The sequence below is a fragment of the Mycobacterium venezuelense genome, from assembly GCF_054919535.1.
Map to the genome: position 1 here is coordinate 257,272 of NZ_JBONDW010000009.1, position 13,326 is coordinate 270,597.

Consider the following 13,326-nt stretch of genomic DNA (forward strand, 5'->3'; position numbering starts at 1 on the left):
TCGCAACATGGCCGTTTCGGAATTGATCCCGTTGCGCTGCAACAGTTAACTGCGAGCGACAGCAGCAAAGGACTTATGGATACGAGAGGAGGACGAGGACACGGCCGTCGCCAGGGGCCGCGGGGAAGTCGTTCTCGTCGAAGCCGTAGTAGGTGACCTGATCGTCGGTGATGTGATCGACAACCTTGCCCTGCGCCGTCAGGTGGCCGTCCCCGGATTTCTTGAGCACCCCGACGAAGTCGGGCACCGACAACGATTCGGCCAGCAGCAGGGCCTGCCCGCCCGATTCCAGTTCCACCATCACACCGGCCCCCGAATAGTTGTTGCCACCGCGGCCGGTACCGCGCGGCGCCCAGTACACGGGCTCGCCGACCACGGCACCCGACACCCGCCGGTATTGCCCGACCGCGTCGATGCCGTCCGACACCGAAACCACCGGCAGCCCGGCGATCGTCCGCTGCTCCTGCCACCACATCCAGCCCAGCGGTATCCCGGCGATCGCATAGATCAGCACCATCAACATCAGCACCGGCTTCCAGGCGATCTCCCAGCCGAGCCGACGCTGCGACATACCCGCGACCTCGGTGTCGAGCCTGGCACGGCCGAATCGGAAGACGTACCAGGCCAATACCCGGGCCAGCGCCATGAGCGCCAAAATCCCGAGCCCGGTGATGCCGGCCATGCGCCAGTAGAACGTGCTGTCCCCGTGGTTGACAGTGGCGAGCACCATCACGGCCGGGATCGGCGCGGTCAGAAGCAGCAACAGTGCGTAGGACGGATGGCTCGTCAGGTACACGTAATGGGTTGTCCACGCCCGATTGCCCGCCATCACGGTGTAGTCACCGACGTCGGCGCGCACCATCGGCGTCCACGACCCCTGTACCACCCGCGGACGAATGAGGCTGCGCACGAAGAAGAATCCGCACACCACCGATATCGCCAGCGCACCCCAGAACACGCCCGGCACCGAGCCGCCGGTGCCTGGCACGCCGAACGCGCCCCGGATGTCGATGACCTTCGCGATGAAGAACGTGAGCGGCAGCGCAAAGAAGAACTCGGCAAGCCAGATCTGGATCAGTTGCGGGATGCGCGACCCGATGCGGTCGAACGCCAGCACACCGCGCCAGATGAACTGCAGCACCCGCATGGACCGCAACGTTAACGGTGTACCGGCTGACGCGGGGTCAATGCGAGCGCAATGCGGAGGCGAGGTCGGCCAGCCACGCCCGATCGGCCGGGACCCACGCCAGCCCATCGAGTTCATCGGCGCCCACCCACCGCAGGGCGCGGTGATCATGTGGTTGCGGGCTGCCCGCGGTGAGCGACACCCGGTAGGCCCGTAGGGTCATGGTTGGGCTCAGCGCGACGTCGGCTCCGAGCCGGGCGCCGACCGTGACCTCGACGCCGAGCTCCTCACGCAGTTCTCGGACCAGCGCGGCGGCATCGCTCTCCCCCGCGGCCACCTTGCCGCCCGGTAGTTCCCACAGCCCGGCGAGCGCCGCTGGCCGGTCCCGCTGGGCCACGAGCAGGGCAGCGCCCGAAATGAGTGCCCCCGCAACGACGATCTGCTCATCCATCGCGCCCGACGGTATACGGTCGAACGCATGGCTGTGTTATCGAATGATCAGGTTGACGCCGCGCTGCCCAACCTGCCCGGCTGGGAGCGCGCGGCCGGAGCGCTGCGGCGATCCGTCAAGTTCCCGACGTTCCTCGACGGTATCGACGCGGTCCGCCGCGTCGCCGAGTTCGCCGAGGAGAAGGACCATCACCCGGATATCGATATCCGTTGGCGGACAGTCACTTTCGCCTTGGTGACGCATTCCGCGGGCGGCATCACCGAAAAGGACGTTCAGATGGCCGAAGAGATCAGCCGGATACTCGCTGACGGTCCGAGCTAGCCGCAGCTGTCGTGGTCCTCGCGTCCGCGGCGATCCACGCCAGCGTCGCCAACGTGGCGACGATGTAGACCAGGCCGGCCCAGGCCAGATACCACGGCCTGCTGATTTCCCAGATGGTCGGCTGGGCGAAACTGAGCAGCCACGGCACCCCGATCAACGTCAACGCCAGCCAGCCCCAGCCCAGGATCCGGGCGCCCAGCCGATCGGCCAGTGGTCCATGCAGCAGCCAGATCATCAACGGGATCAGCCACACCCAATGGTGCGTCCACGAGATCGGGGAGAACAGCAGCCCGAACAGGCTCACCACCACGATCGCGCCGAGCCGGTCGGCACTGCCCCCGATGGCGCGCCAGGCCAGCACCGCCAAGACCGCCGTGACGACGATGCCGAGCAGCACCAGCGGACCGAACCCGGCGTCATGGCCGAGGATGCGCGAGATGCCGCCGCGCCAGGACTGATTGAACGACGTGGCGATCGGCCCGATCCGGTCGGCATCGCCGAGCAACTGGGTGAAGTAGCGGCGGGCCTGCTCACCGACGATCACCCATGACACCCCGACCGTCGCGAAGAACACCGCCGCCGAGAACGCCACGGTGGCCCAGCGGCGCGCGCCGAGGAAGTACAGGCCCGACACGGCCGGTGTGAGTTTCACCCCGGCGGCAAGGCCCACCAGCAGCCCCGACACCCACCATCGCGTCGAGTACACGGCGTAGAGCACCGCGAGCACGAGAATGACGTTGACCTGGCCGTAGTCGAATGTGCTGCGCAGCGGTTCGGTCCAGATTCCGACGGCCGTCCACAACATCCCGACACGCCGGTCGGCCCGTTGGTCGATCAGCAGTTGACTGATTCGCACCACGCCGTACAGCGCGGCGATGGTGCCGATCTGCCACACCAGTGCCACCACGCCGAACGGCAGCAGATGCAGTGGATAGAACACCACCGCGGCGAACGGCGGATAGGTGAACGGCAACGGGAAGTCCGGCGTCTGGTCGGCGTAGACGTAGTCGTAGAGCGCACCCGGCCCGTCGAGCGCGTCGGCGCCGCCGACATAGACGTGCAGGTCGACGAAATTCGCCCCGTTGGGCACCAGATACGTCCACGCGAGCCGTGCCGCGATGCTGGCGATCAGCAACATCGGCGCAAGGCGTTGCAGCCGCGCCGATGCTGTGACAGTGGTAGCCGGTGTGGTGTTTACCGGCCCGACTTTAGCGGCCACCTCTCCTGTGTCACGCCAGCGTGACTCTGGGCACCCGCAGCCACTGGCGTGACAATCGGCGCCGGGACCATGCGGCGCGGCCGGATAACCGATTCCAGTCACTGCCGTAACGGTTGAATAACCGCCACACGTGTCACTTGAGTAACACCAGTAACTCGATAGTTTCGGGCACAGACGTGCAGTCAACCGATTTGGAGAACCATGAAACTCACCTGGAAAGCATTTTCCACCAGCATGATCGCGGCGGCGGGCGCTCTCCCGGTCGCGTTGGCACTGAGCGCAACGGCAAACGCCGAGCCGGTGCCGGCGCCGCCGGCACCGGGCGTGCCCAACGTGCCGATCGTCAACCAACTCGCCGGCGTGCCGGGCGCGGCCCCGCAGTTGCTCCAGGGCGTCGCGTCGGCGCTGACCGGCACGCCCGCGGCCGCCCCGGCCCCGGCCCCGTCGGCAACCGCGTCGGTGACCCTCCCGCAGGCTCCGGCGACCGTCGCCCAGCCCGCGCTTCCGACCGCTCCCGCCGCAACCACCGCGGGTGCACCGGCCGCCAACGGCATCACCAACCTCATTCCGTCGGCCGAAGTGAAGATCCCGCAGGTGCCGGGCATGCCGGTCCCGCTTCCGCAGCAGATCAACATCCCGGGCGACCTGGCATCGCTCGCGCCGGTCGGCAGCCAGCTGGCCAACCTCGCCCCGACGGCGACCAGCGCGACGGCTCCGGTGGCAAGCGCGGTCGCACCCGCGGCAAGCGTGCCGACCGCCTCGGCCGCGGGCGCACCGGGAGCGTTGGCCCTCGCGCCGCTGCTGACTGCCGGGCTGCCCTGATCGCCCAACTGATCTGACCGCCCGAAACGCACTGGGAGAGCCATGTCATCGAAAAAGCTGTTCGCCACCGCCGCCGCGATCGGTTCATCTGTTGCGCTGCTGTTCGGCAGCGGAGTGGCCAACGCCGAGCCGGCGCCGCTGCCGATCGACGGGCTGCAAGCGCCGGGCCTGTCGGCGGTGGAGGGCCTGAGCCCGATCATCCAGCAGGCGGCAGCCGATCCGGCTGGGGCTGCGCAGCTTCTGATGGCAGCTGCGCAGGCCTTCGCCGCCAACAAGGAGGCACCGGCTGACTCTCGCAATGTCGCGACGGCGGTCAACCAGTTCGTCACCGAGCCCGCCACGGCCGCGCCGGTGGCCTTGGCACCCGAGCATGTCCCGGCTGCCGGTGCGGGGCTCGACGCGCACCTGCCCGCGGGCGTCGACCCGGCCCACGCGGTCGGGCCTGCGCTGCACGTGCCCGAAGCAGCGCCACCGGCACCCGCGCCCGCGGCGGCGGCTCCCGCACCGGCTCCGGCCCCGGAGGCTGCGCCCGCTCCGGCTCCTGCGCCGGAAGCCGCCCCTGCGCCTGCTCCCGCACCCGATGGTGCCGCCGCACCGGCACCTGGGCCGACTCCCCCGCCGGGATTCGGCCCGGACACGCCGCCGACGCAGGACTTCATGTACCCGTCGATCAGCAACGGCTGCCTCAAGGACGGCGGAAACGTTCTGGCGACGGCTATTTCGGTCGCCGGCCCCGCGAAGATCCCGGCGCCCGGCCCCGGACCCGGCCAGACCGCCTACGTGTTCACGGCTGTCGGAACCCCCGGCCCTGCCGCCGAGCAGAAGCTGCCGCTCAACGTCACGTGGGTGAACCTGACCACCGGCAAGTCGGGCAGCGCGACACTCAAGCCGCGCTCGGACATCAACCCTCAGGGTCCGACCACGTTGACCGCGATCGCCGACACCGGCTCGGGCAGCATCATGTCGACGATCTTCGGCCAGGTCACGACCACTGAGAAGCAGTGCCAGTTCATGCCAACCATCGGTTCGACGGTGGTGCCCTGACCACAGTAGAAAATGGGGAAACGGAATTCCCGGTCGCCGGCCTCGGCTGGCGACCGGGAATTTTGTTGGGACTGTTAGTGGATCGGGCCGATCAGTAGGCCATGAACAGGATCATTTCCCGGTCGTACTCGCGGCCGGGGTGCGCCTCGGCCAGATGGGTTTGTGCCTTCTCGACGAGATCGTCCTCGTCGGAACCGGTGATCGCTTCACCGCAGGGGCAGTTGAGATGTGTCTTCGCCATATCTTCAGAATTGCATAGGTCGTCTACCGACAAAAGGATGTAAGCGTGGAGCTCTACGACGTCATGCGCACCACCGGGGCCACCCGGCAGTTCACCGACGATCCACTGCCCGACGAGGTGCTCGAACGGATCCTCGACCACGCGCGCTTCGCGCCGAGCGGCGGCAACCGGCAGGGCACGCGCATCGTGGTCGTCCGCGACCGCGACACCCGCGAGTCGCTTGCCGACCTCAGCGTCACCGGCGCCCGACGCTACATCGCACAGAAGCGCAACGGCGAGAACCCGTGGAATCCGGTGCATCCCATGGGCGTAACGGCCGACGACCTGGCCGCGGTGCAGGTGCCGCGGGCCACGCAACTGCTCGACGCCGCGGTGGTGCTCGTGGTGTGCATCGACCTCGGTGTGGTGGCCGCGTTCGACCAGGACCTCGACCGCATCGGCGTGGTGTCCGGCGCCTCGGTGTACCCGTTCGTGTGGAACATCCTGTTGGCCGCCCGCAACGAGGGCTTCGGCGGTGTGCTGACCACGATGATGATCGCCGAGGAACCAAAGGTGAAGGCGCTGCTCGGCATCCCCGACGACTTCGCGGTCGCCGCTGTGCTGCCGCTCGGAAAGCCGGTGCGTCAGCTGACCAAGCTCACGCGCAAACCGGTTTCCGAGATCGCCACACGGGAGCGCTTCGACGGGCCCGCGTTCTAGCGTCGACTGTGCACCCACGCCGTTGAGTGTGCGCACAGGGCGAGCTTCAGGGCCGAACTCCACCCTCAGCGCACAGTCGACGACCTACGCCTTGGCGGCCTTCGCCTTGGCCTTCATGTCCTTCTTGTACGCGCGAACCTTCTGCAGCGACCCGGCATCCACCACGTCGGCCACCGACATGTAGGTGCCCGCCTTGCCATAATCGCCTGCGGCCGACTGCCAGCCCTTAGGCGTAACGCCGTACTGCTTGCCCAGCAGCGCCAAGAAGATCCGCGCCTTCTGGTCACCGAAACCGGGCAGACCTTTGAGCCGGCGCAGCACCTCTTTGCCGTCGGGGTCACCCTCGGTCCACAGCGCGGTGACGTCGCCGTCATAGTCGTCGACGATGGCGCGCGCGAGATCCTGAACGCGTTTGCTCATCGAACCCGGAAACCGGTGAATCGCAGGGGTTTCCGAGCACAGTGCGACGAACTCGTCGGGGTTGTAGTCGGCGATCTGGCGGGCGTCGACGCCGCCGATGCGGTCAGCGATCTTCTTGGGCCCGGCGAACGCCGTCTCCATCGGGATCTGCTGGTCGAGCAGCATGCCGACAAGCAGCGCGAACGGATTGGCCTCCAACAGGGCGTCGGCCTCCGGATCTTGGACAAGCTGCAGTTTTCCCACGTCGCCAGTCTAAGCGGTTCGGTTCAGCCGTCTGTGTCGGCGAAGTGTGCGAACGTGTACGCGATAACCGGTGGATACGCCCGTAGGAGACGACATGAGACGTGTGGTTACGGCTCTTTTTGCAGCGATAGTTGCCGCTGTCGCGTTGGCCGGCACGGCCAGTGCGATCCCGGATCAGGGCACACCCGCATTCGACGAATACCTGCAAGGCCTGCAACGCAATGGGTACAACCTCAACCCGGACACCGCGTGGCGGGTCGCCCACCAGGCCTGCATCGGCGGCATCCCTGGATACATCGGTTTGGAGTTGGCAGCTCAAGGGGTCATCGGCCCGGGAGCACAGGAGCGGGTGATGGACGTGGCCAGGAAGTACGCCTGCCCCGTTCAGTAGGCGAACCGGCGAGCACATGTCGGGTGAGGTAGCGATAGCGCTGGCTTCGGCGCTGATGTTGACGGCCGTGGCCGCGGTCTTCGTGGTGCGCACCCGCCGCGTCGTCGCCACGCCGACCGAACGAGCCGTGCATGCCGCGCTGCACACCGCGTCGCTCGCGGCCCGCGCGTTGCGTCGTGGCCTCGACACCGAGTCCGCACGCACCGCAGCCCCTTTCCTGCGTGGCCTGACCGTGACCGACGGGCTTGCGCTGTTCGACGGCGACGGGGAACTGCTCGCACAGGACCCGGGTGACGGGCCGCTGTGGCAGTCCGATGTCGTCGACGCGTGTGCGACCACGGCCCGCGATTGCATCGCCGGCCAACGCCGCGTGCTGAAAAGCGTTCGGGCCACCGCGGTGTCCGATTGGCGGCTCGCCGCCGTCGTCGCCCAACCGCTGCTCACCGAAAGCGGCGACGTACTCGGCGCGCTCGTGGTCGTGACGGCAGGTACGCCGGGTCCCGGCATGCTCGGCGCCATCGGCGAAGTCGCGCGCTATGCCGCGAGCCAGATCGAGCTCGCCGAACTCGACGCGTCGCGCGCGCGGCTCGACCGCGCCGAGGTGCTGGCGCTGCGGGCCCAGATCAGCCCGCACTTCATCTATAACGCGCTCAACACCATCGCGTCGTTCGTGCGTACCGATCCCGACCGCGCCCGCGAACTGATCCTCGAATTTGCCGATTTCACGCGGTATTCGTTCCGGGCGGCCGGGCAATACACGACGTTGGCCGAGGAACTGCGCAACATCGACCGCTATCTCACGCTGGAGCGCGCCCGGTTCGGCGCGGCGCTCAAGGTTCGGCTGCAGGTCGCGCCCGAGGTGCTCAATGTGGTGGTGCCGTTTCTGGCACTGCAGCCGCTCGTGGAGAACGCGGTGCGCCACGGCCTGGCCGGGCAGGGCGGCGGTTCAGTCGAGATCGTCGCCCGCGACGAGGGCGCGGACTGCGTCATCACCGTCGAGGACGACGGAGCCGGAATGGATCCCGAGACACTGCGGGCCGGCCACGGCGACGCGCTGGCCGACCGCACCGACGAGTCCGCGCACGTCGGACTGACGAATGTCGACCATCGGCTGCGCGCGGCATTCGGCAACGACTACGGTCTTGTGGTCGAGACGGCGATCGGAGCGGGTACCAAGGTCGTGATGAGAGTGCCGAAGTTCCGCTCGGGCGTGCGGGCCAGCGGAGGTGCGTTCGGGTGAGCAGGAAGTTGACTGTCCTTGCCGTCGACGACGAGGCCCCCGCGCTCGACGAGCTGGCCTATCTACTGGGACGTCACCCCGACGTCGCGGAGGTACACACCGCCGCCGACGCCACCTCGGCATTGCGCGAACTCAACCGCCACCCGATCGACGCGGTCTTTCTCGACATCAACATGCCCGGGTTGTCGGGCATCGAACTCGCCGGTGTGCTCACGAACTTCGCTCACCGGCCCGCGGTCGTGTTCGTGACCGCGCACGACGACAAGGCCGTCGCGGCGTTCGACGTCGGCGCCATCGACTACCTGCTCAAGCCGATCCGGCAGAACCGGCTCGACGAGGCGGTGCGCCGCGTCGCCACCGCAGGCGAGCCCGCGACACCGGCGCAACCGGACGAGCCGGACGAACAAGACTCCGCCGTGATACCCGCCGAGGTCGGCGGCATCACCCACCTTGTACAGCGCGACAGCATCGGCTGGGTAGAAGCCGAAGGCGACTACGCGCGGCTGCACTCGGCCACGGGCGCCCATTTGGTCCGAATCCCCTTGAGTACGTTGGAAACCCGGTGGCGCGACCATGGTTTCCAGCGCATCCACCGCTCGTATCTCGTGTCGTTGCGGCAGGTGACCGGGCTGCGCACGGCCGAGGGCGCGGTGCTCGTGCGGCTGCGCGCCAACGGCGCGTCCCCTGCGGTCGAACTTCCGGTGAGCCGACGCCAAGCGCGTGAGCTGCGTGACCGGCTGGTGCGCGATCCGATGCGCAACCTCAAACCGACAGGCGCCGATGACTAGCGGGGAACGGCCACCGGGGATCAATGCGCGGCCCGCCGCTGCGCGACAGCGGGTCGTGCTCGCGCACCGGCGCGGCGCGCGGATGGTGCGCACGCGCATCGAGGTCCAGGAACAGACGCAGGTGGGCGACGCGCTGGTTCGTGGCCTGGTCCGGGCCCAGCTCGGCCTGGCGCTGCGGCTGGCTGCGGTCGTGGTCTCGATCGTGGTGGCGGTACTGCTGTTGACCACCGCACTGCCGGAGGTCGCCGGGCTCAGCGTGTTCGGGATCAGGCTCAACTGGCTGATCCTGGCGGGTCTCATCTATCCCTTGTTGTACGGAGTCGGCCGGCTCTACGTGCGGCTGGCCGAGCAAGGTGAGCGCGACTTCGTCCGCGTCGTCGACAGCGAGCCATGACCGGTTCACCGCTGACCGCCGCGGCGCTCCTGACCGCCGCCGTCGCGACCGTCGCCATCGGGGCCTACGGGGTCAAGTTCTCCCGCACGACCTCCGACTTCCTCGTCGCGTCCCGCAGCGTCGGCCCGCGGTGGAACGCCGCCGCGATCTCGGGTGAATACCTCTCGGCTGCCTCGTTTCTCGGCGTGGCAGGCCTGATCGCGAAATACGGTGCCGACGCGTTGTGGTACCCGGTCGGATTCACCGCGGGTTACCTGGGCCTGTTGTTGTTCGTGGCGGCGCCGCTGCGGCGGTCCGGCGCATACACCGTTCCCGACTTCGCCGAATTCCGGCTCGGCTCAGCGCGTCTGCGCAAAGTGGCGATGCTCGTCGTCGTGGTGATTTGCGTGTTCTACCTGGCCCCGCAGTATCAGGGTGCCGGGCTGGCGCTGAAAACCCTGCTGGGCGTTCCGGTTTGGATCGGGCCGGTGTTGGTGGGCGCGATCGTGATCGCCAATGTCGTGGCCGGTGGCATGCGGTCGATCACGTTCGTGCAGGCCTTCCAGTACTGGTTGAAGCTCACGGCGATCGCCATCCCGGCCCTGGCGCTGCTCGGGCTGTTCATCAGTGACCGCGGCGAACTCGGCGGCCCGCTGCCGCCGAGTGTGCAGCAGCAGACCACGGTCGCGATCGAGACCGACGTCGTCGTCCAGGTCGCCGAACCGCGCGGCATCGCCGTGTCGGGACTGCTCGACGGCCGCGAGGTCGAGGGCGCGACAATCGGCGCGCCCGGCGAGCACACCCTCGGCGCGGGCACGACCCTCACGCTGGACGCCGGCGCCGCGACACCGGTCGTGGCCGGCACCCCGAGCACGGGCTCGGAATGGATCGACTCCGGTGGCGGTCTCGGTGGCGGACACCCGCTCTATCAGGTGCTGTCGATCATCGTCGCGACCTTCCTCGGCACGATGGGCCTGCCGCACGTGCTCGTGCGCTTCTACACCAACCCCGACGGGCGCGCGGCCCGCCGGACCGCGCTGGCGGTGATCGCGCTGTTGTCGCTGTTCTACCTGTTCCCGACGCTGCTCGGGGTGTTCTCGCGGTTGTATGTCCCGCAGCTACTGATCACCGGAACCGCCGACGCCGCAGTGCTGCTGGCCCCTGGCGCCGCCATCGGCGGGGCCCTCGGCCAGCTGCTGGCCGCGCTCGTGGCGGCGGGCGCTATCGCGGCGTTCCTTGCCACCTCATCCGGTTTGCTGGTCAGCATCGCCGGCGCGCTTGCCACCGACGTGATGCGTGGGCGCGTGCGCGACTTCCGGCTCGCCGCTCTCGTCGGCGGATTGATCCCGATTCCGTTGTCGCTGGTCGTATCCGGGCTCGAACTCTCCCGCAGCGTCGGCCTCGCGTTCGCCGTCGCGGCATCCACGCTGTGCCCGCTGCTGGTGCTCGGGATCTGGTGGCGAGGGCTGACCGCCGGCGGGGCCGCGTGCGGGCTCGTCGTCGGCGGCCTGGTGTGCGGCAGCGCGGTGATCGCCGCGATCGCAGGCGGCGTGGACGAGAACGTCGCAGGCGGCTGGCCCGCCGTCATGGTGGGCTATCCCGCCGCGGTCAGTGTGCCGCTGGCGTTTCTGACGATGATTCTCGTCAGCCGATTCACCCGGCCCACGCCCGGCGTGGCCCAGATCTTCGCGCGCATGCATGTGCCGGAGCGGCTCGGCATGGGTATCGAACGCGTGCCGCGGGGTTAGTTTCTCCGAGGACAGACCGCCGTTCGTCGTCACCGACCGACCGTTCAGCGCAGCCGCCCCGGGCTTCAGCGTGTCGACCGCCAGAGCAGTGGGTATGTGACTCATGTCTCAACTACGGTCCCCGTAGGAGCCGGTTCACATTCGAGGTCAGGAGACACGGTGCCCGAGACCCATCTGCCACCCCACGAGATGCCGCAATTGAGCGGCGAGCAATACCTGGCCGTGCAGGCCAGCCCGGAGTTTCAAGATCTGCGAAGCAGGTTGCGCCGCTTCGTGTTCCCGATGAGCGCACTGTTTCTCGTCTGGTACTTCGCCTACGTGCTGCTGAGCGTGTTCGCGACGGACTTCATGGCCACCAAGGTGTGGGGCAACATCAACGTCGGCCTGCTGATCGGGCTCGGCCAGTTCGTGTCCACCTTCGCCATCACCGCCATCTACGTCCGGTTCGCCAACCGCGAGCTCGACCCGCGCGCCGAAGCGTTTCGGCATGAACTGGAAGGTATGGCCAAGTGACCAGCCAGCTGAGCATCCTTGCCGCCGAGGGCGGGGTGGGTAACCCCATCGCCAACATCGGCATCTTCGCGCTGTTCGTCGCGGTCACGTTGTTCATCGTGATCCGCGCCAGCAAGCGCAACGCCAGCGCGGCCGAGTTCTTCACGGCCGGCCGCGCGTTCACCGGTCCGCAGAACGGCATCGCGATATCCGGTGACTACCTGTCGGCCGCGAGCTTCCTCGGCATCGCCGGAGCCATCGCGGTTTACGGCTACGACGGGTTCCTCTACTCCATCGGCTTCCTCGTGGCTTGGCTGGTGGCCCTGCTGCTCGTAGCCGAATTGCTCAGGAACACCGGCAAATTCACGATGGCCGACGTGCTGAGCTTCCGGCTCAAGCAACGCCCGGTGCGGATGGCGGCCGCCACCACCACGCTCGCCGTCTGCCTGTTCTACCTCCTGGCGCAGATGGCAGGCGCTGGCGGGCTCGTCGCTCTGCTGCTCAACATCACGGGCGATGTGGGCCAGGCCATCGTCATCGCCGTCGTCGGCTTGCTGATGATCGTTTACGTGCTGATCGGTGGGATGAAGGGCACCACCTGGGTGCAGATCATCAAGGCGGTCCTGCTGATCGGCGGCGCCGCACTGATGACCGTGATGGTGCTGGCCAAATTCGGGCTGAACTTCTCCGAGATTCTCGGCTCGGCCCAGACCGCGGTGTCCGGATCGGCAAGCGAGGCAGTGGCGAGCCGCGACGTGCTGGCCCCCGGTGCTCAGTACGGCGCATCGTTGACGTCGCAGATCAACTTCATCTCGCTGGCGATCGCGCTGGTGTTGGGTACCGCGGGTCTGCCGCACGTGCTGATGCGCTTCTACACGGTGCCCACCGCCAAGGAAGCCCGCCGCTCGGTGGTCTGGGCGATCGTGCTGATCGGCGCCTTCTACCTGTTCACGCTGGCGCTCGGTTACGGTGCCGCGGCGCTCGTCGGGCCCGACACGATCCTGGCCGCACCCGGCGCGCAGAACTCCGCCGCGCCGCTGCTGGCGTTCGAACTCGGCGGCGTGATCTTGCTCGGCGTCATCTCGGCGGTCGCATTCGCCACGATCCTCGCGGTCGTTGCCGGCCTGACCATCACGGCCGCAACATCATTCGCGCACGACATCTACGCGAGCGTGATGAAGAGCCACAAGGTGACCGAGGACGAGCAGGTGCGGGTCTCGCGCATCACCGTGGTGGTGCTCGGCATCCTCGCGATCGGCCTCGGCATCCTGGCCGCCGAGCAGAACATCGCGTTCCTCGTGGCGCTGGCCTTCGCGGTCGCCGCCGCGGCCAACCTGCCGACCATCCTCTACTCGCTGTACTGGCCGCGGTTCAACACCCGCGGGGCGCTGTGGAGCATGTACGGCGGCCTGATCTCGACGATCGTGCTGATCGTGTTCTCCCCCGCCGTGTCCGGCGCGAAGGGCGCGATGCTGCCGAACGTCGACTTCGCGTGGTTCCCGTTGGCCAACCCGGGCATCGTGTCGATTCCGCTGGCGTTCGTCCTCGGCATCATCGGCACGCTGACCTCACCGGCGGATCGCGGTAACGCCGAGATCGCCGCGGAGATGGAGGTCCGCTCCCTCACCGGCGTCGGCGCCGAGAAGGCCAGCGCGCACTGACAAATTGGCGCCGAGTGTGGGGATTGCGGACACGTCGTCACGACGTT

16 protein-coding genes are annotated in these 13,326 nt (G+C 68.0%); 11 read left to right on the forward strand and 5 right to left on the reverse strand.

All coding sequences use genetic code 11. From position 1 onward, the window contains the following. Positions 1-73: 73 nt before the first annotated feature. Positions 74-1,147 (reverse strand): hypothetical protein, encoded by a 1,074-nt coding sequence (locus tag ACRCUN_RS17420; protein ID WP_462142868.1) that lies wholly within the window; start codon positions 1,145-1,147, stop codon positions 74-76. 37 nt (positions 1,148-1,184) lie between these two features. Continuing rightward, the gene (locus ACRCUN_RS17425) at positions 1,185-1,577 is read right to left on the reverse strand and encodes a (deoxy)nucleoside triphosphate pyrophosphohydrolase (protein WP_462142869.1); all 393 of its coding nucleotides are present in this window, start codon (positions 1,575-1,577) and stop codon (positions 1,185-1,187) included. Positions 1,578-1,604: 27 nt separating this feature from the next. On the opposite strand from ACRCUN_RS17425, the gene ACRCUN_RS17430 reads away from it, so the two are divergent. Then, entirely contained in the window at positions 1,605-1,898 is a 294-nt protein-coding gene (locus ACRCUN_RS17430) for a 4a-hydroxytetrahydrobiopterin dehydratase (protein WP_462142870.1), read from the forward strand. Here ACRCUN_RS17430 and ACRCUN_RS17435 read toward each other — a convergent pair. Next, entirely contained in the window at positions 1,867-3,036 is a 1,170-nt protein-coding gene (locus ACRCUN_RS17435) for a mannosyltransferase (RefSeq protein WP_462142923.1), read from the reverse strand. The genes ACRCUN_RS17430 and ACRCUN_RS17435 overlap by 32 nt on opposite strands. Positions 3,037-3,318: 282 nt before the next feature. Between ACRCUN_RS17435 and ACRCUN_RS17440 the strand changes: the two genes are divergently transcribed. Together ACRCUN_RS17440 and ACRCUN_RS17445 are read left to right on the forward strand one after the other, a co-directional pair. Then, on the forward strand, positions 3,319-3,939 hold the full coding sequence (locus tag ACRCUN_RS17440; RefSeq protein ID WP_462142871.1) for a hypothetical protein: 621 nt from the start codon (positions 3,319-3,321) through the stop codon (positions 3,937-3,939). A gap of 42 nt (positions 3,940-3,981) precedes the next feature. Continuing rightward, positions 3,982-4,983 (forward strand): Rv1157c family protein, encoded by a 1,002-nt coding sequence (locus ACRCUN_RS17445; protein WP_462142872.1) that lies wholly within the window; start codon positions 3,982-3,984, stop codon positions 4,981-4,983. Positions 4,984-5,074: 91 nt separating this feature from the next. On the opposite strand, the gene ACRCUN_RS17450 is transcribed toward ACRCUN_RS17445, so the two are convergent. Further along, complete coding sequence (locus ACRCUN_RS17450) at positions 5,075-5,224, reverse strand: DUF1059 domain-containing protein (protein ID WP_462142873.1); 150 nt, start codon at positions 5,222-5,224, stop codon at positions 5,075-5,077. Positions 5,225-5,269: 45 nt separating this feature from the next. Here ACRCUN_RS17450 and ACRCUN_RS17455 point away from each other — a divergent pair, with 45 nt between their 5' ends. After that, positions 5,270-5,923, forward strand: coding sequence for a nitroreductase family protein (locus ACRCUN_RS17455; RefSeq protein WP_462142874.1), 654 nt, complete (start codon positions 5,270-5,272; stop codon positions 5,921-5,923). A gap of 84 nt (positions 5,924-6,007) precedes the next feature. Here ACRCUN_RS17455 and ACRCUN_RS17460 read toward each other — a convergent pair whose 3' ends face one another. Beyond that, entirely contained in the window at positions 6,008-6,586 is a 579-nt protein-coding gene (locus ACRCUN_RS17460) for an HhH-GPD-type base excision DNA repair protein (protein WP_409503196.1), read from the reverse strand. A gap of 94 nt (positions 6,587-6,680) precedes the next feature. Here ACRCUN_RS17460 and ACRCUN_RS17465 point away from each other — a divergent pair, with 94 nt between their 5' ends. The 7 genes from ACRCUN_RS17465 to ACRCUN_RS17495 all read left to right on the forward strand — a co-directional run bounded on the left by ACRCUN_RS17465 (position 6,681) and on the right by ACRCUN_RS17495 (position 13,279). Next, positions 6,681-6,977: a DUF732 domain-containing protein gene (locus ACRCUN_RS17465; protein WP_462142875.1), complete on the forward strand. Its 297-nt coding sequence runs from the start codon at positions 6,681-6,683 to the stop codon at positions 6,975-6,977. Positions 6,978-6,993: 16 nt separating this feature from the next. After that, on the forward strand, positions 6,994-8,217 hold the full coding sequence (locus tag ACRCUN_RS17470; protein ID WP_462142876.1) for a sensor histidine kinase: 1,224 nt from the start codon (positions 6,994-6,996) through the stop codon (positions 8,215-8,217). Further along, positions 8,214-9,005, forward strand: coding sequence for a LytR/AlgR family response regulator transcription factor (locus tag ACRCUN_RS17475; protein WP_462142877.1), 792 nt, complete (start codon positions 8,214-8,216; stop codon positions 9,003-9,005). Before ACRCUN_RS17470 ends, ACRCUN_RS17475 begins: the two co-directional genes overlap by 4 nt. Then, the gene (locus ACRCUN_RS17480; RefSeq protein WP_462142878.1) at positions 8,998-9,399 is read left to right on the forward strand and encodes a hypothetical protein; all 402 of its coding nucleotides are present in this window, start codon (positions 8,998-9,000) and stop codon (positions 9,397-9,399) included. Before ACRCUN_RS17475 ends, ACRCUN_RS17480 begins: the two co-directional genes overlap by 8 nt. After that, the gene (locus ACRCUN_RS17485) at positions 9,396-11,126 is read left to right on the forward strand and encodes a sodium/solute symporter (RefSeq protein ID WP_462142879.1); all 1,731 of its coding nucleotides are present in this window, start codon (positions 9,396-9,398) and stop codon (positions 11,124-11,126) included. The genes ACRCUN_RS17480 and ACRCUN_RS17485 overlap by 4 nt, the downstream gene beginning before the upstream one ends. Positions 11,127-11,285: 159 nt before the next feature. Further along, positions 11,286-11,639 carry a DUF485 domain-containing protein gene (locus ACRCUN_RS17490; RefSeq protein ID WP_374214019.1) on the forward strand — a complete coding sequence of 118 codons (354 nt, stop codon included), beginning with the start codon at positions 11,286-11,288 and terminating at the stop codon, positions 11,637-11,639. 8 nt (positions 11,640-11,647) lie between these two features. After that, the gene (locus tag ACRCUN_RS17495; RefSeq protein WP_462142924.1) at positions 11,648-13,279 is read left to right on the forward strand and encodes a monocarboxylic acid transporter; all 1,632 of its coding nucleotides are present in this window, start codon (positions 11,648-11,650) and stop codon (positions 13,277-13,279) included. Positions 13,280-13,326: the final 47 nt, after the last annotated feature.

What these genes read in the sequence shown, in the direction of transcription:
- ACRCUN_RS17420 (WP_462142868.1), bottom strand. Translation starts at nt 1,147, where the DNA reads ATGCGGGTGCTGCAGTTCATCTGGCGCGGTGTGCTGGCGTTCGACCGC.
- ACRCUN_RS17440 (WP_462142871.1), top strand. Translation starts at nt 3,319, where the DNA reads ATGAAACTCACCTGGAAAGCATTTTCCACCAGCATGATCGCGGCGGCG.
- ACRCUN_RS17485 (WP_462142879.1), top strand. Translation starts at nt 9,396, where the DNA reads ATGACCGGTTCACCGCTGACCGCCGCGGCGCTCCTGACCGCCGCCGTC.
- ACRCUN_RS17470 (WP_462142876.1), top strand. Translation starts at nt 6,994, where the DNA reads ATGTCGGGTGAGGTAGCGATAGCGCTGGCTTCGGCGCTGATGTTGACG.
- ACRCUN_RS17450 (WP_462142873.1), bottom strand. Translation starts at nt 5,224, where the DNA reads ATGGCGAAGACACATCTCAACTGCCCCTGCGGTGAAGCGATCACCGGT.
- ACRCUN_RS17480 (WP_462142878.1), top strand. Translation starts at nt 8,998, where the DNA reads ATGACTAGCGGGGAACGGCCACCGGGGATCAATGCGCGGCCCGCCGCT.
- ACRCUN_RS17445 (WP_462142872.1), top strand. Translation starts at nt 3,982, where the DNA reads ATGTCATCGAAAAAGCTGTTCGCCACCGCCGCCGCGATCGGTTCATCT.
- ACRCUN_RS17435 (WP_462142923.1), bottom strand. Translation starts at nt 3,036, where the DNA reads ATGTTGCTGATCGCCAGCATCGCGGCACGGCTCGCGTGGACGTATCTG.
- ACRCUN_RS17430 (WP_462142870.1), top strand. Translation starts at nt 1,605, where the DNA reads ATGGCTGTGTTATCGAATGATCAGGTTGACGCCGCGCTGCCCAACCTG.
- ACRCUN_RS17425 (WP_462142869.1), bottom strand. Translation starts at nt 1,577, where the DNA reads ATGGATGAGCAGATCGTCGTTGCGGGGGCACTCATTTCGGGCGCTGCC.
- ACRCUN_RS17465 (WP_462142875.1), top strand. Translation starts at nt 6,681, where the DNA reads ATGAGACGTGTGGTTACGGCTCTTTTTGCAGCGATAGTTGCCGCTGTC.